This window comes from Microbacterium cremeum (genome assembly GCF_015277855.1).
Lineage (GTDB): Bacteria > Actinomycetota > Actinomycetes > Actinomycetales > Microbacteriaceae > Microbacterium > Microbacterium cremeum.
Genome location: NZ_CP063812.1, coordinates 3,590,989 through 3,616,231, shown reverse-complemented (window position 1 = coordinate 3,616,231; position 25,243 = coordinate 3,590,989). Strand labels below are relative to the sequence as shown.

At 70.6% G+C, this 25,243-nt stretch carries 25 protein-coding genes; 17 read left to right on the top strand and 8 right to left on the bottom strand.

Features of this window, described 5'->3' with window-relative positions; translation table 11 throughout:
- The first annotated feature begins 141 nt into the window (after nt 1-141).
- The gene (locus tag IM778_RS16145) at nt 142-2,229 is read left to right on the top strand and encodes a DUF6351 family protein (protein WP_194409827.1); all 2,088 of its coding nucleotides are present in this window, start codon (nt 142-144) and stop codon (nt 2,227-2,229) included.
- A 149-nt stretch (nt 2,230-2,378) separates the two neighbouring features.
- On the opposite strand, the gene IM778_RS16140 is transcribed toward IM778_RS16145, so the two are convergent.
- Entirely contained in the window at nt 2,379-3,002 is a 624-nt protein-coding gene (locus IM778_RS16140) for a ribonuclease FAU-1 family protein (protein WP_194409826.1), read from the bottom strand.
- A 115-nt stretch (nt 3,003-3,117) separates the two neighbouring features.
- Here IM778_RS16140 and IM778_RS16135 point away from each other — a divergent pair, with 115 nt between their 5' ends.
- A complete protein-coding gene (locus IM778_RS16135) occupies nt 3,118-3,387 on the top strand; it encodes a hypothetical protein (protein ID WP_194409825.1) in 270 nt (89 codons plus the stop codon).
- Between the two features lie 30 nt (nt 3,388-3,417).
- Here the strand turns inward: IM778_RS16135 and IM778_RS16130 are convergent, their stop codons facing one another.
- Entirely contained in the window at nt 3,418-3,900 is a 483-nt protein-coding gene (locus tag IM778_RS16130; protein ID WP_194409824.1) for a hypothetical protein, read from the bottom strand.
- 139 nt (nt 3,901-4,039) lie between these two features.
- Nucleotides 4,040-5,470 carry an HNH endonuclease signature motif containing protein gene (locus tag IM778_RS16125; RefSeq protein ID WP_194409823.1) on the bottom strand — a complete coding sequence of 477 codons (1,431 nt, stop codon included), beginning with the start codon at nt 5,468-5,470 and terminating at the stop codon, nt 4,040-4,042.
- 267 nt (nt 5,471-5,737) lie between these two features.
- Here IM778_RS16125 and IM778_RS16120 point away from each other — a divergent pair, with 267 nt between their 5' ends.
- Genes IM778_RS16120 through IM778_RS16085 form a run of 8 tightly spaced genes read left to right on the top strand, consistent with a single transcriptional unit; the run spans nt 5,738 to nt 14,233 of the window.
- Nucleotides 5,738-6,640, top strand: a complete 903-nt coding sequence (locus IM778_RS16120; protein ID WP_194409822.1) for a transporter substrate-binding domain-containing protein — start codon at nt 5,738-5,740, stop codon at nt 6,638-6,640.
- Nucleotides 6,641-6,642: 2 nt separating this feature from the next.
- Nucleotides 6,643-7,566 carry an amino acid ABC transporter permease gene (locus IM778_RS16115; protein WP_194411933.1) on the top strand — a complete coding sequence of 308 codons (924 nt, stop codon included), beginning with the start codon at nt 6,643-6,645 and terminating at the stop codon, nt 7,564-7,566.
- A complete protein-coding gene (locus IM778_RS16110) occupies nt 7,563-8,369 on the top strand; it encodes an amino acid ABC transporter ATP-binding protein (protein ID WP_194409821.1) in 807 nt (268 codons plus the stop codon). Before IM778_RS16115 ends, IM778_RS16110 begins: the two co-directional genes overlap by 4 nt.
- Nucleotides 8,366-9,490, top strand: coding sequence for a CapA family protein (locus IM778_RS16105; RefSeq protein WP_194409820.1), 1,125 nt, complete (start codon nt 8,366-8,368; stop codon nt 9,488-9,490). The genes IM778_RS16110 and IM778_RS16105 overlap by 4 nt, the downstream gene beginning before the upstream one ends.
- Nucleotide 9,491: 1 nt before the next feature.
- Nucleotides 9,492-10,736: a CaiB/BaiF CoA transferase family protein gene (locus IM778_RS16100; RefSeq protein ID WP_194409819.1), complete on the top strand. Its 1,245-nt coding sequence runs from the start codon at nt 9,492-9,494 to the stop codon at nt 10,734-10,736.
- A complete protein-coding gene (locus IM778_RS16095) occupies nt 10,733-11,776 on the top strand; it encodes a 2-hydroxyacyl-CoA dehydratase family protein (RefSeq protein WP_194409818.1) in 1,044 nt (347 codons plus the stop codon). The genes IM778_RS16100 and IM778_RS16095 overlap by 4 nt, the downstream gene beginning before the upstream one ends.
- Nucleotides 11,773-13,032, top strand: coding sequence for a 2-hydroxyacyl-CoA dehydratase family protein (locus IM778_RS16090; RefSeq protein WP_194409817.1), 1,260 nt, complete (start codon nt 11,773-11,775; stop codon nt 13,030-13,032). The genes IM778_RS16095 and IM778_RS16090 overlap by 4 nt, the downstream gene beginning before the upstream one ends.
- Before the next feature lie 4 nt (nt 13,033-13,036).
- Nucleotides 13,037-14,233 carry an MFS transporter gene (locus IM778_RS16085; protein ID WP_194409816.1) on the top strand — a complete coding sequence of 399 codons (1,197 nt, stop codon included), beginning with the start codon at nt 13,037-13,039 and terminating at the stop codon, nt 14,231-14,233.
- A gap of 7 nt (nt 14,234-14,240) precedes the next feature.
- Here IM778_RS16085 and IM778_RS16080 read toward each other — a convergent pair whose 3' ends face one another.
- The 5 genes from IM778_RS16080 to IM778_RS16060 all read right to left on the bottom strand — a co-directional run bounded on the left by IM778_RS16080 (nt 14,241) and on the right by IM778_RS16060 (nt 18,860).
- Nucleotides 14,241-14,777, bottom strand: a complete 537-nt coding sequence (locus IM778_RS16080) for a MarR family winged helix-turn-helix transcriptional regulator (RefSeq protein ID WP_194409815.1) — start codon at nt 14,775-14,777, stop codon at nt 14,241-14,243.
- Nucleotides 14,778-14,786: 9 nt separating this feature from the next.
- Nucleotides 14,787-15,368, bottom strand: a complete 582-nt coding sequence (locus IM778_RS16075) for a PadR family transcriptional regulator (RefSeq protein WP_194409814.1) — start codon at nt 15,366-15,368, stop codon at nt 14,787-14,789.
- A gap of 173 nt (nt 15,369-15,541) precedes the next feature.
- Nucleotides 15,542-16,951: a vanillate/3-O-methylgallate O-demethylase gene (gene ligM / locus IM778_RS16070; RefSeq protein WP_194409813.1), complete on the bottom strand. Its 1,410-nt coding sequence runs from the start codon at nt 16,949-16,951 to the stop codon at nt 15,542-15,544.
- Between the two features lie 134 nt (nt 16,952-17,085).
- On the bottom strand, nt 17,086-17,961 hold the full coding sequence (gene purU, locus IM778_RS16065) for a formyltetrahydrofolate deformylase (RefSeq protein ID WP_194409812.1): 876 nt from the start codon (nt 17,959-17,961) through the stop codon (nt 17,086-17,088).
- Entirely contained in the window at nt 17,958-18,860 is a 903-nt protein-coding gene (locus tag IM778_RS16060) for a methylenetetrahydrofolate reductase (protein WP_228484610.1), read from the bottom strand. Before IM778_RS16060 ends, purU begins: the two co-directional genes overlap by 4 nt.
- Nucleotides 18,861-19,189: 329 nt before the next feature.
- On the opposite strand from IM778_RS16060, the gene IM778_RS16055 reads away from it, so the two are divergent.
- The 7 genes from IM778_RS16055 (at nt 19,190) to IM778_RS16025 (ending at nt 25,237) form a co-directional block, all read left to right on the top strand.
- Nucleotides 19,190-20,170: an ABC transporter substrate-binding protein gene (locus tag IM778_RS16055; RefSeq protein ID WP_194409811.1), complete on the top strand. Its 981-nt coding sequence runs from the start codon at nt 19,190-19,192 to the stop codon at nt 20,168-20,170.
- A 119-nt stretch (nt 20,171-20,289) separates the two neighbouring features.
- Complete coding sequence (locus IM778_RS16050) at nt 20,290-21,123, top strand: ABC transporter permease (protein ID WP_228484609.1); 834 nt, start codon at nt 20,290-20,292, stop codon at nt 21,121-21,123.
- The gene (locus tag IM778_RS16045; protein ID WP_194409810.1) at nt 21,120-21,944 is read left to right on the top strand and encodes an ABC transporter permease; all 825 of its coding nucleotides are present in this window, start codon (nt 21,120-21,122) and stop codon (nt 21,942-21,944) included. Before IM778_RS16050 ends, IM778_RS16045 begins: the two co-directional genes overlap by 4 nt.
- Entirely contained in the window at nt 21,937-22,782 is an 846-nt protein-coding gene (locus tag IM778_RS16040; RefSeq protein WP_194409809.1) for an ABC transporter ATP-binding protein, read from the top strand. Before IM778_RS16045 ends, IM778_RS16040 begins: the two co-directional genes overlap by 8 nt.
- Complete coding sequence (locus IM778_RS16035) at nt 22,779-23,630, top strand: PaaX family transcriptional regulator (protein WP_194409808.1); 852 nt, start codon at nt 22,779-22,781, stop codon at nt 23,628-23,630. Before IM778_RS16040 ends, IM778_RS16035 begins: the two co-directional genes overlap by 4 nt.
- Nucleotides 23,631-23,918: 288 nt before the next feature.
- Nucleotides 23,919-24,824 (top strand): sugar phosphate isomerase/epimerase family protein, encoded by a 906-nt coding sequence (locus tag IM778_RS16030; protein WP_194409807.1) that lies wholly within the window; start codon nt 23,919-23,921, stop codon nt 24,822-24,824.
- Nucleotides 24,821-25,237 (top strand): hypothetical protein, encoded by a 417-nt coding sequence (locus tag IM778_RS16025; protein WP_194409806.1) that lies wholly within the window; start codon nt 24,821-24,823, stop codon nt 25,235-25,237. The genes IM778_RS16030 and IM778_RS16025 overlap by 4 nt, the downstream gene beginning before the upstream one ends.
- Nucleotides 25,238-25,243 lie beyond the last annotated feature (6 nt).

The window sequence follows — 25,243 nt, the reverse complement described above, 5'->3', positions numbered from 1 at the left end:
GTGAGCAATAGTTGATCTTTCGTTGACGGGCGTCACCTGTAGTTCTAATCTGTGCTGTGAGGTCGCGGCGACGATGCCGTGGCCGGGCCGCGGCGCGGATGCCGCCGGCCACGGACGACGGCGTCTACGGAAGGTCGCACGATGAACAGATCCCGAATCGGCCCCCTCGCGATCGGAGTGTCGGCCGCGGTCGGCGCACTCGTGGCGGGGCTCCTCATGCCGGTGGCCGCGACTGCGGCGCGGCCGGTGCAGATCGACGTCCTCTCGGGGCGCGCCGACTCCGTCACCGGCGGCGATGCGCTCGTCTCGGTGACCGACGCGCGCCGCGACTTCCGCATCCTCGCGGCGGGCGTCGACGTGACCGACTCGTTCTCGCCGCTCGGCGACGCCCTCGTCGGGCTCGTCGACGGGCTGCCCGTGGGGGCGAGCGAGATCGCGGTCACGAAGAAGAACGGCCAGGTGCAGGCCGTGCTGGAGGTCGAGAACCACCCGATCACGGGTCCAGTGTTCTCGGGCCCGCAGCATCCGATGTACTGCACGGCCGACCGGGCTCCGTGGAACCTGGGCGCCGTCGACGAGGATTGCCACGTCGCCGCGCCGGCCGTCACCTACCGGTACCGCACCACGACGGGCCAGTTCGCGAACTATCCGACCGACGGGACCGTGCCGGCGAACGTGGCGACCGCCACCGTCGACGGCGAGCCGGTGCCGTACGTCATCCGCATCGAGCGCGGCACGATCAACCGCGGTGTCTACGAGACCGCGGTGCTGCACCAGCCGGGGACGCCCGACCCCGTTCCGACGCAGCCCACGCCCGGCTGGAACGGCAAGTTGGCCTACACGTTCGGCGGCGCATGCGGCGTCGGGTACTGGCAGGGTTCGAGCACCGGCGGCGTCGAGAACGACCTGTTCCTGAGCCGCGGATACGCGGTGGCGTCGGCGACCTTCAACGTCTACGCGCAGAACTGCAACGACGTCACCAGCGCCGAGACGGCGATGATGGTGAAGGAGCACGTGATCGAGCAGCTCGGACCCGTCGAGTACACGGTCGGCTCGGGCGGATCGGCGGGGACGATGCAGCAGCTGCTGCTCGCGAACAACTATCCGGGCATCATCGACGGCGTCCTGGGCGAGATCGGCTACCCCGACGAACGGTCGACGACCGTCGGCGGCCACGACTGCCGCGGCCTGCTCAACTACTGGAACTCGCCGGCCGGGGCCGGCTGGACGAACGACCAGAAGATGGCCGTCACCGGTCACGCGACGCCCAACACGTGCTTCGGCTTCACGTTCTTCGACGGCGTCGACGACCCGAACCGCGGCTGCAACGCGGCCGTCCCGGTCGCCGACCGCTGGTCACCGGCCAACCCCGACGGCCTGCGCTGCACGATCGCCGACATGGTCAAGAACGTGTACGGGACGGATGCCTCCGGCCGCGGTCTTCGCGTCGAGCCCGACAACGTCGGCGTGCAGTACGGCTGGAACGCGCTGCAGGAGGGCGCGATCACGGTCGAGCAGTTCGTGGCGCTCAACGAGAGCGTCGGCGGCATGGACGTCGACGGCACCCGCACCGCGGCGCGCTCCGAGGCGAGCGTCGAGGCGATCGAGCGCGCGTACGCGACGGGCCGGATCAACATGATGACGGGCGGGCTGGCCTGGACGCCGGTCATCGAGATCCGCAACTACACCGACCCGACGGGCGACTTCCACGAGCGATACCGTTCGGCGATCATCCGGGAACGGATGCTGGCCGCCCACGGCGATGCCGGCACCCACGTGAGCTGGACCGGGGCCAACATCGGCGCCAACACGAATCAGATGCGTGCGGTGGCGCTCGACCAGCTCGAGGCGTGGCTGGATGCGATCGAGGCGGCGGGCGGTCCGGGCGACCGGGAGCGCACGATCGCGGCGCGTCCGGCGGGCCTGGCCGACGGCTGCTACGACGCCCAGATGTCGTTCATCGAGGAGGTGCTCGACTACGACGACCCGTCGACGGCGTGCAACCAGCTGTATCCGTTCCACTCGCAGCCGCGTGCGGAGGCGGGCATGCCGCTTCTGGCCGACGGCCTGAAGTGCGCGCTGACCACGCCGGTGCGTTCGGACTACCCGGCGATGAGCGATGCGCAGTGGCAGCGGCTGACTGCGGTGTTCCCGACGGGCGTGTGCGACTGGTCGCAGCGTCCGCAGGGCTACGCCGAGCTCGAGGGCACCTGGCTCAGCTTCGGCTAGTCCGGGAAGCTCGCACCGGAGGGGCAGGTTCTCGCGCGGCGAGGACCTGCCCCTCCCGTCTGCGGGTCGGAGCCGGTCCCGATCACACGCGGAGTGAGTCTTCACGCACCGGCGGACGAAGTGTCGCAAGAGCTCGACGTCGGCGAAGGCTACGAATGGGATTCGTTCTTGCGGCAGTCAACGAAAGCAAGGGGGCCGCATTCCGGCGCGGGCTTGAAGTCTCGCCAGTCACCGATTCGAGCGATCAGTCCGCGCGGATCGGAAGCAATTGCCTCGCCAGTGGCGCGCGCAGAACGCAGGTCCTCCGCACGCAAGTACGGCGTCCCGACGGCGGCGGCGGCTTCGTCCTCATCCTTCCAAGTGACGACGAATTCCGGCGAGATCAGTAGATCGAGGTGCCAGTCGACGGCATCAATGCAACATGCGCGGCGAGTCTTCTCGGACTCCAGGTTCACGTACCAGCCGAGAAAGTCGTCGGTCTCGGTGTTCCAGAAGTGAAGAACCTGCCAGCGCTCGTGCAACGGGACGACGCGGAGCGTCCCGCCCCCGGTCCACGTGCGCCGAGCAGTGGTCAGCTTTCGGGTGAACCTCGCGTCGAGCGGGATTGTCCGAGGGTCCGCTCCGTCCAGCGTCGCCCAATACGAGATCTCGGTGCCCGTACTCGTCCAGCCCACCACGACGTCGGACTCGTCGCTGACGACATGCATGGGAATGGCTGCCTGAAGCCGTCCATCGGGGTACAGGTAGCGCTGCTGGATGGTGGCGAGAGCCATGATCCGTAAGTGTAAGTCGCTGTGAGGAGCGCACCCTTGGATAGGAACTGGTTGAGACGCCGCGCTCATGGTCGATGAGCACGGGCTGCCCACGCGGACACGGGATACTGGACGCATGTCGTCCTCTGTCGAACGCCGATCCAACCCGACTGCCTGGGCCGCCTTCTGGTTCGCCCTGGCCGGGCTCGTGCTCATGCCCATCCCTCTGTTCATCGGGCTGATCCTGGGCGGCGGGCTTTCCATCGTCGCCGCGATCCTCACCGTGATCGCGCTTCTCAAGGGACTCGCGCGCAGCGGCAAGGGCATCGCGCCTGTCGTGTTCGCCGCGATCTTCGTCCTGCTCACGTGGGGCGGCATCTCGATCGGCGGCGGCACCGTCTGGTAGGCCGAGCGCCGTGACGTCGATCGCGGCGCGTCAGCCCTGTCCCGGGGCTCCGTACATCCCACCATCGGGCAGGGGCGGGCAGACCGCGGATTCGGTTTGAGCCGCGATCTCCGCCCTGACCGCCACGCCATCGTGGGTCTTCGCGACCGTGTAGACGATGCCTTCTTGAGAGTCCGCCGCAGGGATGTAGCCGACGATCGCGGAGTCGATCGCCGGATCGTCGGGCACGGGCGCCACCGACGTGGTCATGAGGTCCGCGGTCGGATGCTCCCTCAGCCAATTGGCCGTGCCGCTGACTGTCGCACCCGGGATCGTCCAGAACGCTTCGAGCTCCTCGACGGGGCCGCATGGCCATCCCGTATAGGAGCTGAAGCTGCCGACGCTCGCGTCGGAGCGGATGGCGCCCGGCGGCAGGGTGGCCGCGTCGAGCCACGCCTGGGCTTGCGCGCGTGCGGCGGCATCCGTCGTCTCCGAAGACTCGGCGGACGCACTCGTCTCGGTGGGCTCACTCATCGTGTCGCGTGCTGCGACCTCGCCATCGCCTGCGGCCGTGGCGCAGGCCGCCAGGGAGAAAGCGGCGATCAACACACCGACCGCGAGAGCTGCACGAGACCGCATGCTCTCACCGTAGTAGGCCGAATCGGCAGCTGGCTCACGTCCGCATCGCGATGAGATCGCGCCGGCGGGTGGGGGACTTCGTTGCGGGGCGCCATCGCCTGGTGTGGTCCCACCAGTACGGCCCTCGCACGTGGGGGATGCCGTCGATCATGCGGATGTGCCACCCGCCGGTGTCGATGGTGCGGTGGTGGAACCAGCACAGCAGCACGCCGTTGTCGGTGTGGGTCCGGCCGCCGCGCGAATGCTCTTCCACATGATGCACTTCGCACCACTGGGGCGGCACCTGGCAGCCGGGGATGAGGCATCCGCCGTCTCTGAGGGTGATCGCCTTGCGCTGGTGGTGGTTGAAGATGCGGTCCAGCGTGGTGATCGACACGACCCGCCCGCCTTCGCCCACGACGACGCGCTGCACCGCGCCGGTGCAGGCGGTGTGGCGGGCGGCCGCGAGCGGGATCGGCTGGTCGTCGCCGGGCAGGTGGGCGCGACCCCGGTCGGAGGCGAGGTCTTCTGCCCGCACCGACACGACGAGCGTGGGTGCGGCCCCACCCAGCGTCGGCAGCCGGCCGGATGCCGCGGCCGCGGTGAGCAGCACCGCCAACGCGTCGTGCTGCTTCTGGCTGTGGCTGCGCTGGTCGGCGGCGCCTGCCACCGGCTCGGCCTGGTCTTGCTCCGCGTCGTCGACGAAACGGGGCCCCGGAGCCGGCGCCCCGTCGACGCGCGGATTGAGGACGCTGTCGACGCCGAGCTGCAACTGCGCCGCCACCTCGGGCAGCAGTCGACCGCGCAGGGGGACGAGGCCGTCATCGCCGCGGCGCCCGATGGTGAGACCGCGCCGGCGGAGCGCCCTGGTGTCGTCGGGTTCGGCGCCGTCCTGATCCAGGTACGCCGCCCACACCTGCGCGAGAGCGCGCAGCTCATCCGCCGACGCCGGGGGTGCGGCATCCGCCCCCTCGCCACGCGCGGCAGCGGCCAGCTCGGTGTCGGCGGCGAGAACCTCGGCCCGCCCGGCCTGGCAGCCGCGGAACGCGCCGGCGACGGCGCTCACGCCGTCGATCCCGACTTCCCCGGCACTGAGCGCCTCGCGCATCCCGGGGTACTGCGCGGGGAGCACTTCACCGGTCGACAGCGCGACCGGCTGCTGCACCGCGCCTACCGCAGCGAGGATCTCGGACGCCGTCCGCCCTGACACCCGCGTCGCCCGCTGCACGAGCTCGCCGGTGTTGCGGCATCCGTATCGCGTCGTGATGCGGTCGGCATGCCCGGTGCGGCCGTCGCGGTCGACGATCACCGCGACCGCTTCGACCATGACCGCCTCCGCAGTCCGCCGGATCCGGCCCGCCGACGCCAGCGCGCCCATCACGTCGACGTCGTCCGTCAGCCGCAGGCCACCTTCGGCGACCGCCGCCGCCGCCACTTTCGCGAGCGCATCGCCGAGCTCTTTCAGAGCGTCGGCGAGGTCGGTCATACACCCATTCTGACGGGGGCCTCCGACATTCAAACCCCCAGATCAGCGTTCGAAACCAGACTGTGTAGAACCTATCCGCCACCTCCGCGGACAGCACCTGTGGAGGAGCCGAGACGACGTCGGCGACCACGACCAGGGCGGGAGTCCGCCGCACTGCAGCCGACCCATGACAAACTGATAGTTGAAATTCTCAATCATCAACTTTTATGATGTTCTTGCGGTGATCGACTGACACCGGCCCGATCTGCACAACGATGTGGAGTCCCCATGCGCACCTCCAAAGGCCTTGCCGCCCTCACCCCGCTTCTGGTCCTCGGTCTCGTCGCCGGCTGCTCGTCGCCGGCCTCGCAGGCCGAGCCGGCCGAGACGGATGCCGCGAGTGAAGCCCCGCTCTACGACCAGCTGCCCGACGCGATCAAGGAAGCCGGCGTCATCAAGATCGCCGGCGACACCCACCCGCCGTACCGCACGATCGAGGAGGGCGGCGAGATCACCGGCATCGACCCCGATCTGCAGGCAGCGCTGTCGGAGCAGCTCGGCGTGCCGTTCGAGATCATCACGGCGTCGGGACTGGACGCCATGCTCACCGGCATGCTGTCGGGCCGCTTCGACGCGTTCAACGGCCCGGTCCGCACCACGCCCGAGCGGGAGGAGGACTTCGACGCGGTGGTGTGGATGACCACGCGCACCTCGTACGTCTACCTCGCCGAACGAGCCGACGAGCTCAGCGACCCGGAGGCGCTGTGCGGCGCGCGCGTGGCCGGCGTGACCGGGTCTGTGACCGAGAGCCAGCTCGCCCGCTACAACGAGTGGTGCGCCGCCGAGGGACTCGATCCCGCAGAGTTCATCGGCCTTGAGGACAGCAACGCCACCTTCCTCGCAGTCAACTCCGACCGCGCCGACTACGCCGGCACGACGCAGTCCGCCGCGATCGACCTGCAGGCGTCCGACCCCGGCCGGTACGAGTTCCTCCTCCAGTCCGACGAGCAGGGCGCCGGCGTCGACCAGCTGGCCCTGTTCATGCCCAAGGGCAACGGACTCGCCGTGCCGATGCTCGCCGCCTTCGAGGCGATCTTCGCCAACGGCGAGTACGACCGGATCATGACCGAGTGGGGCATCGAGGACGCGGCCGTCGACACGCCCACGCTCAACCCGATGAGCAGCGAGTGACGATGACAGACCTGACGACCCAGCCGGTGCGCAACCCGTCGGCCGATCGCTCGATCGACGCGGCTCTGGCCCGGCGCCGGATCCACCCGTGGCGGGTGGTGGTCGGCATCCTGCTCGTCGTCGTCACGGTGCAGATCGTCGTCTTCCTCGCCACCAACGAGCGATTCGACTGGCCCGTGGTCGCCGAGTACCTTTTCAACCCGAGCGTGCTCACCGGGCTCGGCATGTCGATCATGCTCACGATCGTCGGCATGGTGCTGGGGTCGCTCCTGGGCACGGCCCTCGCGGCCGGACAGCTCACCGAGTTCCGGCCGCTGCGATGGGCGTGCATCGTGTTCGTCGGGGTCTTCCGCGGCGTCCCGCCGCTGGTGCAGCTGATCTTCTGGTACAACCTCGCCTACCTGCTGCCGCGTCTCGCGGTGGGGGTGCCGTTCGGCCCCGAGCTGTTCAGCTGGCCGACGAACGACCTCATCACCCCGCTCACCGCGGCGATCATCGGCCTGTCGCTCCACGAGGCGGCGTACATGGCCGAGATCATCCGCGCCGGCATCCTGTCGGTCGACTCGGGCCAGCGCGACGCGGCCGCCGCAATGGGCTTCAGCCGCTGGCACTCGTTCACCCGCGTCGTGCTGCCGCAGGCGATGCGCGTCATCATCCCGCCGACGGGGTCGCAGGTCATCGCTCTCATGAAGGGAACCTCGCTCGTGAGCGTCATCGCGATGGGCGACCTGCTGCACTCGGTGCAGGTCATCTACAACCGCACGTACGAGGTGGTGCCCATGCTCCTGGTCGCGGTGATCTGGTACCTGGTGGTCGTCACCGCCCTGACGCTCGTGCAGCGGCGGGTCGAGCGGCACTTCAGCAAGGGCATGTCGCGCGCGGCGGTCGCCCGGCGCGTCGTCGAGCGGACGGAGGCGGCGGCATGACCCGCGAAGACGCGTCGGTGACGCCCGTGCTCCAGGTCGTCGGACTGCGCAAGACGTACGGCGACAACGTCGCTCTGGACGGAGTCGACTTCGAGGTGCACGCGCAGGAGGTCGTGGCGGTGCTCGGCCCCTCGGGCTCGGGCAAGTCCACGCTCGTGCGCTGCATCGACCAGCTCGAGACGATCGAGGGCGGCGCGATGTACCTCGACGGCGAACTGCTCGGCTACGAACGCCATCGTGACGGCATCCGTCCCCTCGCCGACGCCGACGTGAAGCGCCAGCAGCGCCGCATGGGCATGGTGTTCCAGCAGTTCAACCTGTTTCCGCACTGGACCGTGCTGCGCAACATCACCGAGGCGCCGATCAAGGTGCACGGGGTGCCGCCCGCCGAGGCGAGGGCCCGCGCGATCGAGCTGCTCGACCGCGTCGGCCTCGCCGACAAGGCGCAGGCGCACCCGCGCCAGCTCTCCGGCGGTCAGCAGCAGCGCGTCGCGATCGCCCGCGCGGTGGCCACGAACCCGCGGATCCTCCTGTTCGACGAGCCGACGAGCTCGCTCGACCCCGAGCTCGTCGACGAGGTGCTGCAGGTGATGAAGGACCTCGCCGAGTCGGGCATGACCATGATCGTGGTGACCCACGAGCTGGAGTTCGCCCGCAACGCCGCCGACCGGTGCGTGTTCATGGCCGACGGTCAGATCATCGAGGACCGGCCGTCCGCGCAGTTCTTCGACCGCCCCGAGTCCACGCGGTTGCGCGCGTTCCTCACGCGGACGTCGGCGGGCGTCGCCGGTGACGCCGCGTGATCACGATCCACGCCGTCGGCGACCTCGTGCTCGAGCGCGAGGATGCGCGGTCGCTGCTGGCTCCCGCGGCCGACACCCTGCGGGGCGCCGACCTCGTGATCGGGCAGCTGGAGATCCCGCATGTGCACGACGGAGTCGTGCAGACGACCGACGTTCCGGCCGTGCCGGGCCCGCCGTCGGCGCTCGACGCGCTCGCCGACGCCGGGTTCGGCATCCTGACCCTCGCCGGCAACCATGTCTACGACTTCGGTGCCGAGGGCATGCGCGAGACGGTGCGGCACTGCCACGACCGGGGCCTGCGGACCGTCGGCACCGGCGAGACGATCGACGACGCGTTCGAGCCGGAGATCGTCGAGGTCGCGGGCACCCGCATCGCCGTGCTGAGCGTCAACTGCGTCGGTCCTCGCGAGAGCTGGGCGACGACCCTCAAACCCGGTGCGGCGTACGTCGAGGTCGTGACCCACTACGAGCCGCGGGGGGCGAACCCCGGCGGGCCGCCGCGAATCCACGCGTTCGCCGAGGCCTCGAGCCTGCGCCGGTTCGTGGCGGCGGTGACGGATGCCGCGGCCCGCGCCGATGCCGTGATCGTGGCCCTCCACAAAGGGCTCGTGCACGTGCCCGTCGACATCGCGGCGTACGAGCGGGAGATCGCCCACGCGGCCGTCGATGCCGGGGCGACGGCGGTGATCGGCCACCACGCGCACATCTTCAAGGGCGTCGAGGTGTACCGCGGCCGCCCGATCCTGCACGGGCTCGGCAACTTCGCGACGATCACGAGCGCGCTGTCGGCCGCGTCCGGCGACGCGCCGGAGCGAACCGCGTGGGCGCGCGAGCGACGCCGGGTCTTCGGGTTCGAGCCCGACCCCGCGATGCCCGAGTACCCGTTCCACCCCGAGAGCCGCCACACCGCGATCGCCGTGCTGAGCGTCGACGCCGGCCGGGTCGAGGCATCCCTCATCCCCTGCTGGATCGACGACGAAGCCCGGCCCGTCCCGGTCGCCCGATCGGAACGCGGCGGCGAGGTCGCGGCGTACCTGCAGAGGATCACGAGCGAGGCCGGGTTCGACACCGAGCTCCGATGGAACGGCGATCGACTCGTCGTCCGCACGAAGGAAGACTGACATGAGCACGACCGACGGGCCCCTCGCGGGCAAGACCGTGATCGACCTGACCACCGCCCTGGCGGGCCCGTACGCGACGATGCTGCTGGCCAGCCTCGGCGCGCGGGTGATCAAGGTCGAGAACCCCGCGCGCGGCGGCGACTCGTCGCGCAACAACTCGCCGTACGTGACCGCGGACGGCCTGCAGATGCGCCGCTCCGCACCCGACGACATGTCGGTGTCGATGATGGCGCGCGGCCGCGGCAAAGAGAGCATCACGCTCAATCTCAAGCATCCCGAGAGCCGCGCCGTGTTCTTCGACCTCGTGCGCAACGCCGACATCGTGGTCGAGAACTACAGCGCGGGCGTGACACGACGACTCGGCATCGACTATGCCGCGGTGCAGCAGGTGAACCCCCGCGTCGTCTACACGTCGATCAGCGGGTTCGGTGCGCAAGGCGTCCCGGGCGACGGCAAGGCGATGGACACGATCATCCAGGCGCTCAGTGGCGTCATGATGACCGCCGGCGAGCCCGGCGACGCGCCGATCCGCTTCGGCCTTCCGATCGGCGACCTGGTCGCGCCGCTGTTCGCGGTGATCGGCACGCTGGCGGCGGTGATGGATGCCGAAGCCACCGGCGAGGGGCAGCACGTGGATGTCTCGATGCTCGGCAGCCTCACGTCGCTCGTGGCGTGCGAGCCCTTCGACGCGCTGGAGTCGGTCGGGTTCCCGCTGCGGACCGGCGCCGTCGTCCCGCGGCTGGCGCCGTTCGGCACCTTCCAGGCGGCGGACGGCTGGTTCGCGATCTGCGCGCCGACGGATCAGTTCGCCGAGGGGACGCTGGCCGCCATGGGCACCCCGGAACTGGTCGACGACCCGCGGTTCTCCTCGCGCGATGCGCGCGTGACCCACGCCGACCAGCTGCACGGCATGATCGCGGACTGGGCGGCCGCCCGCTCCACCGCCGAAGTCCTCTCGGCGCTCGAGCGCAACGGCGTCCCGGCGGCGCCGGTGCGCGACACCGCCACGGCGGTGCGCGACGACATCGTCACCAGCCGGCGCGAGGTCGTGCCGCTCGTGCATCCGCGGTACGGGCACTTCGAGGGGCTGTACGGAAGCGGGCTGCCGGTGGTCTTCTCCCGCAGTCCGGTCGACCTGTCGCGACCCGCTCCCGGCCTCGGCGAGCACACCGACGACGTCCTGGGCGCGCTGCTCGGCTACGACGACGAGCGCGTGCAAGGGCTCCGGCGCGACGGAGTGCTGTGACACGGCCCCGGCGACCGGTGGTCGGGATCGTCGGGAACGACGTCCCGCGTCAGCTCGTGCTCGCGAGCGGAGCGACCCCGCATCGAGTCACCGGGTCGTGGACCGGTGACGTCGACCCGGTGGCCCGCGACCTCCTCGGAGCGGCGGACGCCGTCGCCGGACGCATCCTGAGCCAGGTGCGCGCGGGCCGCCTGGACTGCGACGCGCTCGTCGTGTGCGCCGACAGCCAGGCGAACGTGCGGCTGTTCTACGTCCTGCGATCGATCGCCCCCGAGCTGCCGCTGCACCTGGTGGACCTGCCGCGCGCGCCTTCGACGGCAGCTCGGCGGTTCGCGCGCTTCCAGTTCGCGGGGCTCGTCGCCTTCCTCACGGGACTCACTGGGCAGGCGCTCGACGCCGCGGCGCTCGCGAGGTCCGCCGACGCCGAGCGTGCGCTCGGGTCTGCGCTCGAGCGCCTGCGGGCGCGTCGGCGTGCCGAACCGCCGCAGTGCTCGGGAGCCCTCGCCCTCGAAGCCCTGCTCGACGCCGCCCGCCTCGATCCTGCGGACGCCGTCGTGCGCGTCGACGGTGCGCGCTCCGACGTGCCGCAGACGGCGGTGCGGGTTCATCTGACCGGATCCAGTCACCCGGATGCCGGCCTCTACCGTGCCCTCGAAGAGCAGGGCTGCGTCATCGTCAGCGAGGATCACGACACCGGCGACGGCGCGTGGCTCGGGGTGGCGGTCGACGCGGCGACGGTCGAGGAGGCCATCGACGGCCTCGTCGACCGGCACTTTGACCGCGTCGGGGGGTCGGCCACGGCATCCAGCGCTGCGCGGGCGCTCCTCACGCGCGACACCGCCCTGCTCGGCGCCGCGCGCGGCGTCGGCGGTGTCATCCGTGAACTCGACGAGGCGCCGGCGTGGGACGTCCCCGATCAGGCCGAGCTCCTCGGCGAGATCGGGGTGGCGCTGCACGTGCAGACCCGCGTGCACCCGGGCGACGAGCTGCGCGCCGTGCGGGAGCTGGCTCGCGACCTGACGGGAGCGGCAGCCGCATGACCGGGCGCACCGCGGCATCCGATCGCCTGCCGAGCGCGGCCGAGGCCACCGCCTACCAGCGGGAGTGGTTCCATTCCCTGGCGGCGCGGGTGGACGGAGGGGAGTCGCTCGCGCTGGCGAATGCGGATGCCCCGCACGAGGTGCTGCGCTCGCTCGGCGTGCCGTACGTCGTCAACCAGTGGTGGTCGTCGATCATCTCGGCCAAGCGCGCCGGACCCGGCAGCCTCGGGTCCGTCGCCGCGCGCGGGCTGCCCGACTACAGCAGGCAGTACGACGTGCTCCCGCTCGGCGCCCAGGACCTCCCTGCGGACCGGGCGCCGTGGGGCGGCCTGCCCGAGCCGCGCTTCGCGATCACCGAGAGAGGCGGCGACGTCACCCACAAGATATTCGAGCAGTGGGGCCGCCGCGCCGGCACCGAGACCTTCCTGCTCTCGCGCACCGCCGCGGTTCCCGCCCCGGAGGGCTGGTGGGACCTCGTGGACCACCGCTGGGAGGACGTGTTCGGGGCGGAGCGCATCGACCTGCTGCAGGGAGAGATCGAAGAGCTCATCGCCTGGCTCGAGGAGCGCCTGGATCGTGCCCTGGACCGCGCACGCCTGGCCGAGGTGATGGCGCTGGCCAACGAGCAGGCGGAGTGGAACCGGCGTACCCGCGACCTGCTGGCCGCCGCGCGGCCGCTGCCCGTGCCGGTGACCGACATCATCCCGAGCGTCATGGTGCCGCAATGGCATCGCGGAACCCGATGGGCCGTGGACGCCGCCCGGCGCCTCCACGACGACGTCGCCGACCGCATCGGCCGGGGGGTGGCCGTGTGGCCGGGCGAGCGACGCCGGCTCATGTGGATCGGCCGCGGACTGTGGTCGGACCTCGAGATGTACCGCGCCTTCCAGGAGGAGTTCGGAGCGGTGTTCGTGTGGTCGATGTACCTGGCGATCGCCGCGGACGGGTACGCGCGGTACGGGGACGATCCGGTGCGCGCCCTGGCGGCGCGGTTCGTGGGCCTGACGGACCTCCTGTACGTGCCGCCGATGTCGTCCTCCTGGTACGTCAAGGAGGCGCTGGGGCACGGTGTGGACGGCGTCGTGCATCTCGTCGCCGACGACACGCCGGGCGGCGCCCTGATCTCGGCGGCGCTCGAGGAACGCGGCATCCCGGTTCTCGAGATCCGCGGCAGCAACGCCGACGCACGATCCATCGCCGGCGTGCGCGAGCGGATCGGGGCGTTCCTGCGCGACCGGGTCCCCGCCCGCGCGTGATCCGGTGACCTCGTGGGGCGTGTTCCAGCCGTTCGCGAACGGCCGGTTCTCGCTCTACTTCAGCGGTCAGGTCGTCTCCAACACGGGCACGTGGTTCCAGAACCTCGCCCTGTCGCTCGTGGTCCTCGAGGCGACCGGCAGCGCCCGCGCGCTGAGCGGCGTCACGATCGCCCAGTTCCTGCCGCTGCTGCTGCTCAGCGTGCCGGCAGGACGCGTCGCCGACCGGGTGCGCCCGCGCACGATCCTGCTGATCACGTCGCTGCTGTCGGCTGCCGTCGTCGGCGGACTCGCGGTGGCGACGCTCACCCCCGACGCGCCGGTGACGGTGTTCTACGCGCTGGTCGCAGCGCTCGGCACCGTCCACACGTTCGAGCGCGTCGCCGCGCAGGCGATCGTGTTCGAGCTCGTCGGCCCGGGCGAGCTGGGGCGGGCCGTCTCGCTCAGCACCATCGCGCTGGCCTCGGCGCGATCGGTCGGTCCGGGGCTCGCGGGCGTCGCGTTCCAGAGCCTCGGCCCGACGGCGTGCATGCTCGTCAACGCGGCGTCGTTCCTGCTGGTGTTCCTCTCGATCGTGCTCATCCGTCCGTCGCGACTGCACGCGCGCGAGGTGCGCCGGCGGGACGAGGGCGCAGACAGGTACCGGGTCGGGCGGGACCCGGCACTGGTCACCCTCCTCATCGTGAACGCCGTCGTCGCCCTGCTCGCGCTGAACCTCATGCTCGTGCTCACCTCCACCGTGACGCTCACCTTCGACGGCGACGCGACCGCGGTGGGCGTCGTCCACACGCTCAACGCAGTCGGTGCGATCGCCGGCGGCATCATCGCCGCTGGGCGCGCGAGCGTCTCGGTGCGCTCGCTCGTCGTCGCCTGCACCGGACTCGGCCTGGCGCTCCTCGCGAACGCGGTCGCGCCGGGCCTGCCGGTCTTCCTCGCGCTCGGGCCGGCTCTCGGGCTCGGAGTCGGCTACTACCAGGGCGTGCTCAACGCGGCCGCGCAGGTCAGCGTCCCCCCAGAGCACATCGGGCGCATGATGTCGCTCGTGACGCTCGGCAACTACGGCATGGTGCCGTTCGGAGCCTTCGTGATGGGGTGGGTCGTCGACGAGGCGGGCGGACAGGCCGCCCTCGCGATCGGGGGAACCGCGGCGCTCGCGTGCGCGGTGTTCGTGCGCCTCCGGTCGGGCCGGCGCCCCACCGCGTGACGTCGCGTCAGACCGGCGCCATGCCGACGCCCTTGCTGGGGCGCCGGCGCCGTGCGACCGCCTGCGCCTCGGCATCCTTGTCGCCGAAGTACCCGCCGGCGAGCACGTCGGCGGCGTGCTCGAGGATCTCGGCGAGCGTCTCGCCCAGGTCCGGTCCGATCTCGTCGGCGAGGCGATCCTCGCGCGCCCGGATCTCGCTCTCGCACTCGGCGAGCGTCGCCCAGCCCGCCTCGCTGAGCCGCACCAGCCGCACGCGCCGATTCGTAGGGTGCTCGACCCGTTCGATCAGCCCCGACGCGAGGAGCTCGCCCGAGACCACGTGCGCCGCCTGCGAGCTGACGAACGTGCGCCGGGCGACCTGCGCGTTCGACAGTGGAACCCCCTCGCCGAGCACCTGCAGGATCAGCAGCTGCGGGAGCGTGATTCCGTGCGCGAGCGCGGTGTTCTCGGCGGCGCGGTTCAGCGCACGCGCGAGTCGATAGGCCGTGTAGTTGAGCCGATCGGTCGCGGGAGTCCCCCGGGGGTCTCTGTTGATGTCCGGCACGTCTCCACCCTAGGCGCGGAGGCGCTCGACGAGCTCCAGCCCGCGGCGGGCCCACGCGATCTCGCCCTGGGCCCGCTCGACCAGGCCTTCGTACGCGAAGCGCTTGTAGGCGATCGTCCGCTCGCGGTCGGCATCCGCGGTCACCGCCAGACGCCGCACCAGCATGGGGTTCGCGACCGCGTCGATGCGCTCGAGCTCGCCCTCCCACTGCGCGAGCTCGCCCTCCCACTGCGCGATGTGACGCTCCAGGAACGCGCGGGCGGCCTCCGGCGTGGTCGTCTCGAGGTAGGCCGCGCGCAGGTGTGCGGGGTCGCGCACGCGCTGATACTCCAGCGCAGACGTCATCCATTCCAGGAACGCGCGGTCACCGGCATCCGTCACGTGATAGAGCCGGCGGGTGCCGCGCTCGCCGCGCGGCTGCTCCTCGCCCTCGATGAGGCCGAGCTGCTCCATCTTGCGCAGCTCGGGGTAGATCTGCGAGTCCGGCGCATGCCACACGTGCCCGACGGACTGGTGGAACTGCTTCTGCAGGTCGTAGCCCGAGAGCGGGCCGACGCGCAGGATCGCCAGCAGCGCGTATCGCAGACTCATGGATCTCCCTTCGCTAGCCGAGCGTACCGACACGCCACGTCGGTCGTTGAGCGAGCGAAGCGAGACGAAACGCTCCAGGCCCCTGGAAGGGCCGGGCGCGTTTCGTCTCGCTCGTTCCTCGCTCGCTCAGCGACCGGGGCGCGGTCGTCGCTTCGCGCAACGACCGCGCGAGGTCAGGCGGACTGCTGGTACCCGGTGCGCCACCCGCCGTGGTAGGTCTGGCGGGCGACCGTCGAGTACGGCACCGGCGAGACGACGGCGCGTACCTCGAGCTGGCGGTGCGGCTCGACCGACGCCTTCGAGGTGCCGCCGTCGGGCTCGCCCCACACCACGGTCACCTCCGCGCCCTCGGGCACGTCGGGGGCCACGGTGGCCAGTGACAGGGCGCGCTTCTCGTTGGCGCTGTACCCGGTGAACATCGAGAAGCCCACGACGGTGCCTCCGGCATCCGTCACCGCGTCGTAGTTCGCCGAACCGTAGTTCGCCAGCGGCAGGTCGAAGAACTTGTAGCTGTCGTTCTCGGTGTCGAACAGCGACGCGAAGATCTTCGTGACGTCCTCGGGGTTCCATGCGAGCGTGACCTTGCGGCGCTGCGTGGCCGGGTCGATCTTCTCGAGCGCGTCGCGGCCGATGAAGTCGTGGTCGAACTTGACGAACGAGCCGTATCCGAGCTCCCACGGCGTGAGGTAGTAGTCCTCGATGTTCTGCGACACGAACGACCCGGCGAGCGTGCCGGTGGCCTCGTAGCTGTCGATGCCGAGCCATTCGCGGTAGCCGCGCTCCGCCTCGCCCGAGTAGATCGCGGGCAGCGGCGACGGGATCCAGCCCGATTCGAGCGTGTTCGACGGATATGCGCGCGATCCGACCGGCACCAGGCCGAACTCCGCGCCCGCTTCGACGATGAGGTCGCGCACGCGGTGGTGGTCCTCGTAGGGTCCCCAGATCTCGAGCCCGGGCGCACCGGCCATGCCGTGACGGAGGGTGCGGACGCTCGCCCCGCCGACCTGCATCTCGGACATGGCGAAGAACCTCAGCTGCTCGAGCGGTCCGCCGTTGAGCTTCTCGATGACCTGCCACGCCGCCGGGCCCTGGATCTGGAACCGGTAGTAGCGGCGGCTCACGGCGTCGCCGTACGGGCGCGAGGGGGAGCGGCGGTCGACGGTGACGTCGAGGTTGCGGTAGCCGCCGGTCTCACCGTGGTACATCAGCCAGTTCGACGCGGGCGCGCGGCCGACGTAGACGTACTCGTCCTCGGCCTCGTGGAAGAGGATGCCGTCGCCGATGACGTGGCCCGACGCGGTCGTCGGCACGTACTGCTTGGCACGGTTCACGGGGAACGTCGCCACCGAGTTGATCGCGGTGTCCGAGATCAGCTTGATCGCGTCCGACCCCTTGAGGAACACGTTGTCCATGTGGTGCGACTGGTCGTAGAGCACGGCGGTGTCACGCCACGCCTTCTGCTCCTTGATCCAGTTCTGGAAGTCGGCGGGCACCACCGGGTAGATGTACGAGCCGATCTGCGAATTGCGCAGCATCTCGACCGGGTTCTGCTGGTCGATGAGCTCCTGCAGGTTGTTCGCCATGGGGAACCTTTCTGTTCGTTGTGTTGTTCGGACGGGTGGATGACGGATGCCGCGAGGTCGATGCGTCTCGTCTCGCGGAGCCCCGCGCTGAGCGAGCGAAGCGAGTCGAAGCGTCGCTCGACGACCGGTGGGGGCTACGTGAAGACGATGGTCTGGTTGCCGTGGCGGATCACGCGGTCCTCGGCGTGCCACTGCACCGCGCGCGAGAGCACGGCGCGCTCGACGTAGGCGCCGCGGGCCTGGAGGTCGGCGGCGGTCATGGCATGCGTGACGCGCGCGACGTCCTGCTCGATGATCGGCCCCTCGTCGAGGTCCTCGGTGACGTAGTGGCTCGTGGCGCCGATGAGCTTGACGCCGCGCTCCTTGGCCTTGCGATACGGCGCGGCGCCGATGAAGGCGGGGAGGAACGAGTGGTGGATGTTGATCACGGGCGCCCCGACCTTCTCGAGGAATCCGCTCGAGAGGATCTGCATGTACCGGGCGAGGACCACCACGTCGACGTTCCCGGTGAGCAGCTCGAGGATGCGCGCCTCGGCCCCGCTCTTGTCGGCACCTTGCGAGGGGACGTGGAAGAACGGGATGCCGAAGCTGCGGACGTCCTCGGCCACGCCGGTGTGGTTCGAGATGACCATCGGGATGGTCACCGGCAGCTCGCCGCGGCGATGCCGCCACAGCAGCTCGAGCAGGCAGTGGTCGCTGGTCGAGACGAGGATCGCCATCCGCTTGGGGATGGATCGGTCGGTCAGCCGCCATTCCAGCCGGAGCGGGCCGAGGGTCTGGTCGAGATCGGCCTCGATCTCGGGCAGCGCCGCCTGCAGGTCGGTGCGGTGGAATACCACGCGCTGGAAGAACTCGCCGCTCTCGGGGTCGTCGGAGTACTGATCGAGCGTGACGATGTTCCCGTGGTTGCGCGTGATCAGGGCGGTGACGGCCGCGACGATGCCGGGCTGGTCGGGACCGTGGACGATGAGGCACGCGTGGTCGCGCAGCGCCTCGAGGTGAGCTGTCATCGCCGCGCTCCCGACGACTGCGCGGCGACGAACTCGCGTGCCCACTGGGACGTGGCCAGGAGCCCCCCGAACGTGTAGAAGTGCAGCTTGACGTCGCCGTGCCCGGTCCCCGGGCCTGGCGACGGGTCGGCCCCGAGCAGCTCGGCGAGGTCGGTGACGAACCGGTCGGGCCCGGCGGTGCCCATGAGGTTGGTGAGCGAGAAGCCGTACTTCTTCACGATCATCGCGTTCGCGCCCACGCCGAAGCGGCGCGCGAAGCCGATGAGGCGCTTGATGCCGGCGGGGCCGGGCGTGCCGATGCGGATCTGCGCGTCGATGCCGCGCTGACGCACCTGGTCGATCCACGTCATCACCGGGTCGGTGTCGAAGGCGAACTGCGTGAGGATGACCGCACCGAGGTCCTGCTGCGCGAGCGCGAGCGCCTTCTCGTCGAGGTGCCGCCACAGCACGTCGCCGGTGATGTCGGGGTGGCCCTCGGGGTAGCCGGCGATCGAGACCTCGCGCGCGCCGTACTTCTTCAGCAGGCCCGAGCGGATCAGGGTCAGGGCGTCGGGATACGGTCCGGCGGGCTCGGCCGGGTCGCCGCCGACGGCGAACACGTGCTCGGTCGCCCCGACCTCCCGCAGCCTGTCGAGGAACTCCTCGAGCTGGGCCTGCGACTCGAGGCGGCGGGCCGAGATGTGGGGGACGGGCACGAAGCCCATGTCCTTGACGGCCTTCGCCGCGGCGACCCGCATCTCGAGGTCTTCGTTGCCCAGGAAGGTCACGTTGATCTTCGTGCCGGGCGGGATGGTCTCTCGGGCCTCTTCGAGCCCGGGTACGTCCTTGCCGGTCATCTCGAGCGAGAAGCCGTGCACGAGCGCGGCCGCCTTCGGGGAAGCGGGGTGCGGGTGAGCCACTTTCGAGGTCCTTTCCTCTGCCGATGCTTCGCCGCATCGGTCCGTCCAGAATAACTATGACCATAGGTAATGGCAATAGGTACGCGATGTGCGCGTCGGACCATCCTCGACGCCGGTCGGGGCTCGGCCGCTGCCCGATTCCATTGAGCTGACACAGGGATCGTGCGGCACTATGTTCAACGAATTGGTGACGGGCGTCACGAAACTCTTGACACTGGTCGTCGCGTGGCGCACGATGACTTTGTCCGGCACGCCGAGGTGAGGACGCCCGACTCGCCTCCGACAGAACAAGCCGGCGTTCACCTGCACCGTCCACGAGAGGCCCGTCAATGAAGAAGAGTCTTGCCACCATCGGCGTTCTCGCCGCCGCCGCCATCGCCTTGAGCGGCTGCACCGATTCCGCCGCCCCGTCGAACTCACCCACCGGCGACGCCGGCCCGGAAGAGCTCACCACCGTCCGCGTCGCCGCCCTCCCCATCGCCGAGACCGGCGCGCTGTGGGCAGCGATGGAGGAAGGGATCTTCGAGGAGCACGGCCTCGAGATCGAGGTCGTCCCCGCCCAGGGCGGCGCCAACGCCATCCCGGCGCTGCTCAGCGGCGACATCCAGTTCGCCATCGGACAGCCGTTCGGGCCCATCCGCGCCGACCTCCAGGACCTCGGTGTCGTGATCGTCGGCAACTACGCCAACAGCCTCGCCGACGGCACCGACGTCAACGCGGTCGTCGCGCTCGGCGACTCCGGCATCGCCCGCCCCGCCGACCTCGCCGGCAAGAAGGTGTCGGTCAACACGCTCGGCGCGGCCGGCGACCTCACCATCCGCAAGGCCGTGCAGGACGACGGCGGCGACCCCTCGACCATCGAGTTCGTCGAGGTCGCCTTCCCCGACGTCCCGGCGCAGCTCGAGGCCGGCACGATGGACGCCGCGTGGGCGCCCGACCCGTTCCGGGGCATGATCCTCGGCGCCGGCGGCGTGTCGGTGGTCGCGCCGTACCAGGCCACGATCCCGGGTCTCACCGTGCTCACGAGCATCACGACCCAGGCCCTGCTGGACGAGGACCCCGACCTCGTCGCCGCGTACTCCGCGGCGATGGCCGAGGCGCTGGAGTGGGCCTCCGACAACGAGGACGCCGTGCGGGCCGCGATCGCGACCAACCTCGAGATCCCCGAGGAGGCCGCGGCCGGTATCACGCTGCCGACGTTCACGTGGGACCTCGGCGACGCCGGCATCGAGGACCTCGGCGCCCTCGCGGTCGAGTTCGAGTACATCGAGACCGCGCCCGACTACGACCGGCTGATCCAGCAGCAGTAGGAGCGGAACCCGGGTGGACGGAGCCCACGCCCCTCCCGGGCGTGGGGCCCCGGCCGCGAGCCGCGGCATCCGTCCACCCCACCGCCCCCTCCCGCCCGCCCGTACGATCGGAATCCACCGTGACCGCCACCGCTGACGCCCCGATGATCGTGGCCGCCCCGCTGCGCCGCAGTCGCCACCGCACGCTGCGCAAGGTCGTGCTCGGTGTGGCCGGCATCCTCGGATTCCTGGTGACGTGGCAGCTGCTGCCGACGCTCGGGATCGTGAACCCGGCGTACTTCCCGACCGCGACCGAGACCATCGCGCAGCTGTTCGTCGAGTTCCAGGACCTGGAGTTCTGGCGCAACGTCGGGCGCACGCTGACGTCGTGGGCCCTCGGCCTGGTGATCGCGACGGTGCTCGCGGTCGTGCTCGGCACGGTCATCGGGCTGGTGCCGTTCCTGCGGCGGGCCACGCACACCACGGTGGAGTTCCTGCGCCCGATCCCGTCGGTCGCGCTCATCCCGCTCGCGATCCTGATGTTCGGCTACCAGCTGCAGGCCGCGCTCCTGATCATCGTGTACGCCAGCTTCTGGCAGGTGTTCATCCAGGTGCTCTACGGCGTCGCCGACGTGGATGCCGTCGCACGAGACACCGCCCGCAGCTTCGGCCTTTCGCGCGGCTCGCGCATCGTCAACCTCGTCTTCCCGACGGCCCTGCCCTATCTCATGACCGGGCTGCGGCTGGCGGCGACGGTCGCCCTGATCCTCGCGATCACCGCGGAGATGTTCATCAACGTCCCCGGACTCGGACGCGCCATCATGTTCGCGCGCGAGGCCGGCCAATGGACCACCGTGTACGCGCTGGTCATCGTCACCGGCATGCTCGGCCTGCTCGTGAACCTCGGGTTCCGCGCGATCGAGCGCCGCACGCTGTCGTGGCACCAGTCGGTGCGCGGGGAGGAAGTCCTGTGACCCTCTATACGAGCACCGTGGTCACGCCGCGGCCGCGCTCCCGGGCGTGGGCGACCTTCGGCGAGAACACCGCCTACGCGCTCGGCCTCCCGATCCTCCTGCTGGTGATCTGGGGCATCTGGTCGTCGATCTCGTCCGCACCGTTCTTCCCGAGCCCGCTCGTCATCGCCGAGGCGTTCGTCGAGACGTGGGTCGGACCGGCCTTCTTCGCCGACGTGCTGCCGAGCCTCGGGCGCCTCGCGATCAGCATCGTGCTGGCCGTCGTCCTCGGCATCGCCGTCGGCACGGTGATCGGCCTGGTGCGGTGGCTGCGCGAGCTGCTCGAGCCGATCTTCGAGTTCTTCCGGGCCGTGCCGCCTCCCGTGCTCATCCCGATCGTCGCCGTGCTCGTCGGCGCGAACGACACCATGAAGGTCGTGGTGATGGTCACCGGCGCCGTGTGGCCGGTGCTGCTGAACACCATCGAGGGGGTCCGCGCCACCGACTCGGTCATGACCGAGACCGCGCGGTCCTTCGCCCTCACCCGCGGCGAGCGGCTCCGGTACCTCGTGCTGCCCGCTGCGAGCCCGCGCATCATGACGGGCGTGCGCCAGTGCCTCTCGATCGCCCTCATCCTCATGGTCATCTCGGAGATGTTCTTCTCGTCGTCCGGGCTGGGCTATCAGATCGTCTTCTTCCAGCGGAACTACCTCATCGCCCAGATGTGGAGCGGCATCGTGCTGCTCGGCCTCATCGGCGTGCTGCTCGCGGTGATCTTCGGATTCGTCGAGCGTCGGGTGCTGCGCTGGTACCACGGAATCAAGGAGGTCGAGCGTGCCTGAATCGCTTGGAACTGCCCAGACGGGTCCCACCGCACAGACGCTCCTCACGGTCGAGCATCTGCGCAAGGTCTACGAGTCCTCGACCGGCAACGTCGAGGCCATCGGCGACATCAGCTTCACGATGGGCGCCGGACAGCTGGTGTGCATCGTCGGGCCGTCGGGCTGCGGCAAGACCACGCTCCTGAAGTGCATCGCGGGCCTCCTCGGCCCCACGTCGGGGGTGGTCGAGCTGCACGGACGCCGCGTCACGGCGCCGCCGCCGAACATGGCCCTGGTGTTCCAGGAGTACGGGCGCAGCCTCTACCCGTGGCTCACCGTGCGAGGCAACGTCGAGCTGCCGCTCAAGCACAAGAAGCTCTCGCGTGCCGACCGGGACCGGCTGATCGACGACGCCCTGACCGCGGTCGGGCTCGAGCACGCCGCCGGGAGCTACCCCTGGCAGCTGTCAGGTGGCATGCAGCAGCGCGTCGCGATCGCTCGGGCCGTCGCGTATCAGCCCGAGGTGCTGATCATGGACGAGCCCTTCGCCGCCGTCGATGCGCAGACGCGTGCCGACCTCGAGGACCTCGTGCGCACCCTGCACCGCGAGCGCGGCATGTCGATCCTCTTCGTCACGCATGACATCGACGAGTCCGTGTACCTCGGCGAACGCGTCATCGTGCTGTCGAAGTCGCCGACGTGGGTGCAGGAGGACCTCGCCATCGACCTCGACGCCGATCGCGACCAGATCACCACGCGCGCCCTGCCGCGCTTCACCGAGCTGCGCACCCACGTGTACGAGCAGATCCAGCGCGCGAAGCGGGGCGAGGCCGTGCGTCCCGGGACGAGCGCGGCGTGAGCACGTCCGTCGCGGCGAGCGTGCTCGGCGACGGCACGGGGGAATCCTCGGTCCTCGCCCGCAAGCCGCGCCGGCTGCTGCTGGCGTTCTTCGGAGAGTACGTGTGCGACCGCTACTTCGAGCCGCTGCGCGCGAGCGTCCTGATCGGAGTGCTCGAGGGCGCCGGGGTCGCAGCATCGGCGGTGCGGACGAACCTGGACCGCATGGTGCACAGCGGCGTGCTCGAGCGGCGGCGCCTCGGGCGCGAGATCGGGTTCGAGCTCACCGAGCACGGCAGCGAGGTGCTGCGCGAGGCATCCGGTCGTGTCAACGGCCCCGCGCCGTTCGAGCCCCAGGGCGACGGGTGGACGCTGGTCACCTTCAGCGTGCCGGAGCACCTGCGGGATCTGCGGCACCGCCTTCGCGCGGCGCTGACGTGGGCGGGATTCGCTGTGCTGCGCGACGGCCTGTGGATCGCCCCGGGTGCCGTCGACCTCGCCGCCGCACTGGGCGCCATCATCCCCGACCTTCCTCCCGCGGCCGTGAACGCCTTCGCCGCCTCGGAGCTCGACGGGTTCCCGATGGCCGACGCGGTCCGCGTCGCGTGGGACGTGGAGCGCATCCGTGGCGCCCATCACGAGTTCATCGAGCACTGGGAGCGGGAGGACGCGGCATCCGAGCTCCCTCCCCTCACCGCGCGCACGCTGCTGGTGGCGGACTGGCTCGCGCTGCTGCGCGCCGACCCGCGCCTGCCGCGGCAGTACATGGGCGACGACTGGCCCGCCGACCGCTCGTTCGAGCTGTTCACGCGGCGGCATCGCGAGTTCGCGTTCCCAGCCGTGCGCGACTTCGCCGCGCTCGTCGGCTGATCACCTTCGTACGCGCGGCGTCGCTGGTCGCGGCATCCGTGCTTCCCTCGCTTGCACAGGTCAACCGGTGTTCCGCAGGATCGTTCGGACCCGGATTTTCCTGTAGAAGCGCGGTTGACCTGTTGGCGGGCGTGCGAGGTCGGCGACGGCGCCGGTCGTCGGGTTCCTTCGGGCCGATGGGGAAGAACGCCTTGGTGAAGATGTCGATCGATTCGCGTCGCCGGCCGTCCAGGGTTTATATATAAAGTGACCACACGGCCTCGATGCGCCGTCGGGCAAGGAGGCCCCATGACCCATCCGCTCAGCTGTCATCTGAACGTCTTCGTCCCCGATGTGCGCGACGAGGCGACATCCTCCGCTCTTGACGTCATCGCTGACGCGGGCTTCTCGCACGTGGGGCTCCCGCCCTTCGTTCCGGCCGAAGAGCTGCCGCTCCTGGCCCGGCGGCTTGGCGAGCGCGGTCTCGAGCCGATCCCGTTCGTCGTGCAGCGCGCCGACGCCGACGTGTCCTCCGCCGACCCCGGCGTGCGCTCGGCAGGCCGGCGCGCGCTCGACGACGCGGTCGAGGTGGCGAGTGCGCTCGGAGCGACGCGCCTCACCGGTGTCCCCTATGCGGCCTACGGCCACGCGACGCGGTGGACGCCGGACGACCGTGCCCGGGCGGCGCAGGAGGTCGCGCGGTTCGCCGCGGTCGCCGCCGATCGCGGGATCACCGTCAGCATCGAGGTGCTCAACCGCTACGAGACGTCGGCGCTGACGACCGCGGCGCAGGGCCTGGCGTTCCTCGAGGAGTGCGGGTCGGAGCATCTGCGCCTCCACCTCGACGGATTCCACATGCTCATCGAAGAGGCGGACGTCGCCGCGGCGATCGCCGCGGCGAGGCCCGTCCTCGGCGTCCTCGAGTTCGGCCAGTCCGGTCGCGGCGCGCTGCAGGACGGCGGTCTCGATGTCGCCGCCGCCGTGCGCGCCGCGGTGGCGGACGGCTACGACGGCGCGATCGCATTCGAGGCGTTCTCGCGGTCAGTGCTGCCCGAATCCGCCGACCGGCTGCGGTTGTGGCGGGACGTCGGCGCCTCTCCTGCGACTCTCGCACGCGAGGCCGCGCGCCTCCTGGGGGACGCGGTCGCGGCGGGGGTGCGGGCGCGCGAGCTCGCCCGGACGACGGATGCCGCACCCCAGGCGGTGCCCGCATGAGCGGGGCGGTCATCCGCTGGCGGATCAAGGACACCCTGCTCGCGTACATGACCCGCGATCGCAGCTTCTCGGTGACGGCGACCGGCGGCGCGACGTTCGGCGCGGTGGAGGGCATCGCGCTGCCTGCTGTCGATGTCGGCGAGGGAACGTGGCGGGCGACGGGCGCGGTCACGCTGAGTGCCCACGGGGGAGCGCTGCGGGTGCCGCTGATCGGGGTGCGTCTGACGCGCGACGCACTCTGGATCGAGGCGCCCGACGGGGACGCCGGCGACCAGATGGTGCGGCTGGTCACAGTGCATGCGGCCCCCGCGGGCGGCTTCGCGACCGCCCTGGCGCCCGAAGCCGATCTGCTCTTCCTCTACAACTACGTGCCCGGCACGCCGTTCGGGGAACTCTCGATCGAATCTTCCTGAGAGGAT

Excerpts from the sequence above, each read along its gene's own strand:
- IM778_RS16145 (WP_194409827.1), top strand. The coding sequence starts at position 142 with ATGAACAGATCCCGAATCGGCCCCCTCGCGATCGGAGTGTCGGCCGCG.
- IM778_RS16140 (WP_194409826.1), bottom strand. The coding sequence starts at position 3,002 with ATGGCTCTCGCCACCATCCAGCAGCGCTACCTGTACCCCGATGGACGG.
- IM778_RS16135 (WP_194409825.1), top strand. The coding sequence starts at position 3,118 with ATGTCGTCCTCTGTCGAACGCCGATCCAACCCGACTGCCTGGGCCGCC.
- IM778_RS16130 (WP_194409824.1), bottom strand. The coding sequence starts at position 3,900 with ATGAGTGAGCCCACCGAGACGAGTGCGTCCGCCGAGTCTTCGGAGACG.
- IM778_RS16125 (WP_194409823.1), bottom strand. The coding sequence starts at position 5,470 with ATGACCGACCTCGCCGACGCTCTGAAAGAGCTCGGCGATGCGCTCGCG.
- IM778_RS16120 (WP_194409822.1), top strand. The coding sequence starts at position 5,738 with ATGCGCACCTCCAAAGGCCTTGCCGCCCTCACCCCGCTTCTGGTCCTC.
- IM778_RS16115 (WP_194411933.1), top strand. The coding sequence starts at position 6,643 with ATGACAGACCTGACGACCCAGCCGGTGCGCAACCCGTCGGCCGATCGC.
- IM778_RS16110 (WP_194409821.1), top strand. The coding sequence starts at position 7,563 with ATGACCCGCGAAGACGCGTCGGTGACGCCCGTGCTCCAGGTCGTCGGA.
- IM778_RS16100 (WP_194409819.1), top strand. The coding sequence starts at position 9,492 with ATGAGCACGACCGACGGGCCCCTCGCGGGCAAGACCGTGATCGACCTG.
- IM778_RS16090 (WP_194409817.1), top strand. The coding sequence starts at position 11,773 with ATGACCGGGCGCACCGCGGCATCCGATCGCCTGCCGAGCGCGGCCGAG.
- IM778_RS16075 (WP_194409814.1), bottom strand. The coding sequence starts at position 15,368 with ATGAGTCTGCGATACGCGCTGCTGGCGATCCTGCGCGTCGGCCCGCTC.
- ligM (WP_194409813.1), bottom strand. The coding sequence starts at position 16,951 with ATGGCGAACAACCTGCAGGAGCTCATCGACCAGCAGAACCCGGTCGAG.
- purU (WP_194409812.1), bottom strand. The coding sequence starts at position 17,961 with ATGACAGCTCACCTCGAGGCGCTGCGCGACCACGCGTGCCTCATCGTC.
- IM778_RS16055 (WP_194409811.1), top strand. The coding sequence starts at position 19,190 with ATGAAGAAGAGTCTTGCCACCATCGGCGTTCTCGCCGCCGCCGCCATC.
- IM778_RS16030 (WP_194409807.1), top strand. The coding sequence starts at position 23,919 with ATGACCCATCCGCTCAGCTGTCATCTGAACGTCTTCGTCCCCGATGTG.
- IM778_RS16025 (WP_194409806.1), top strand. The coding sequence starts at position 24,821 with ATGAGCGGGGCGGTCATCCGCTGGCGGATCAAGGACACCCTGCTCGCG.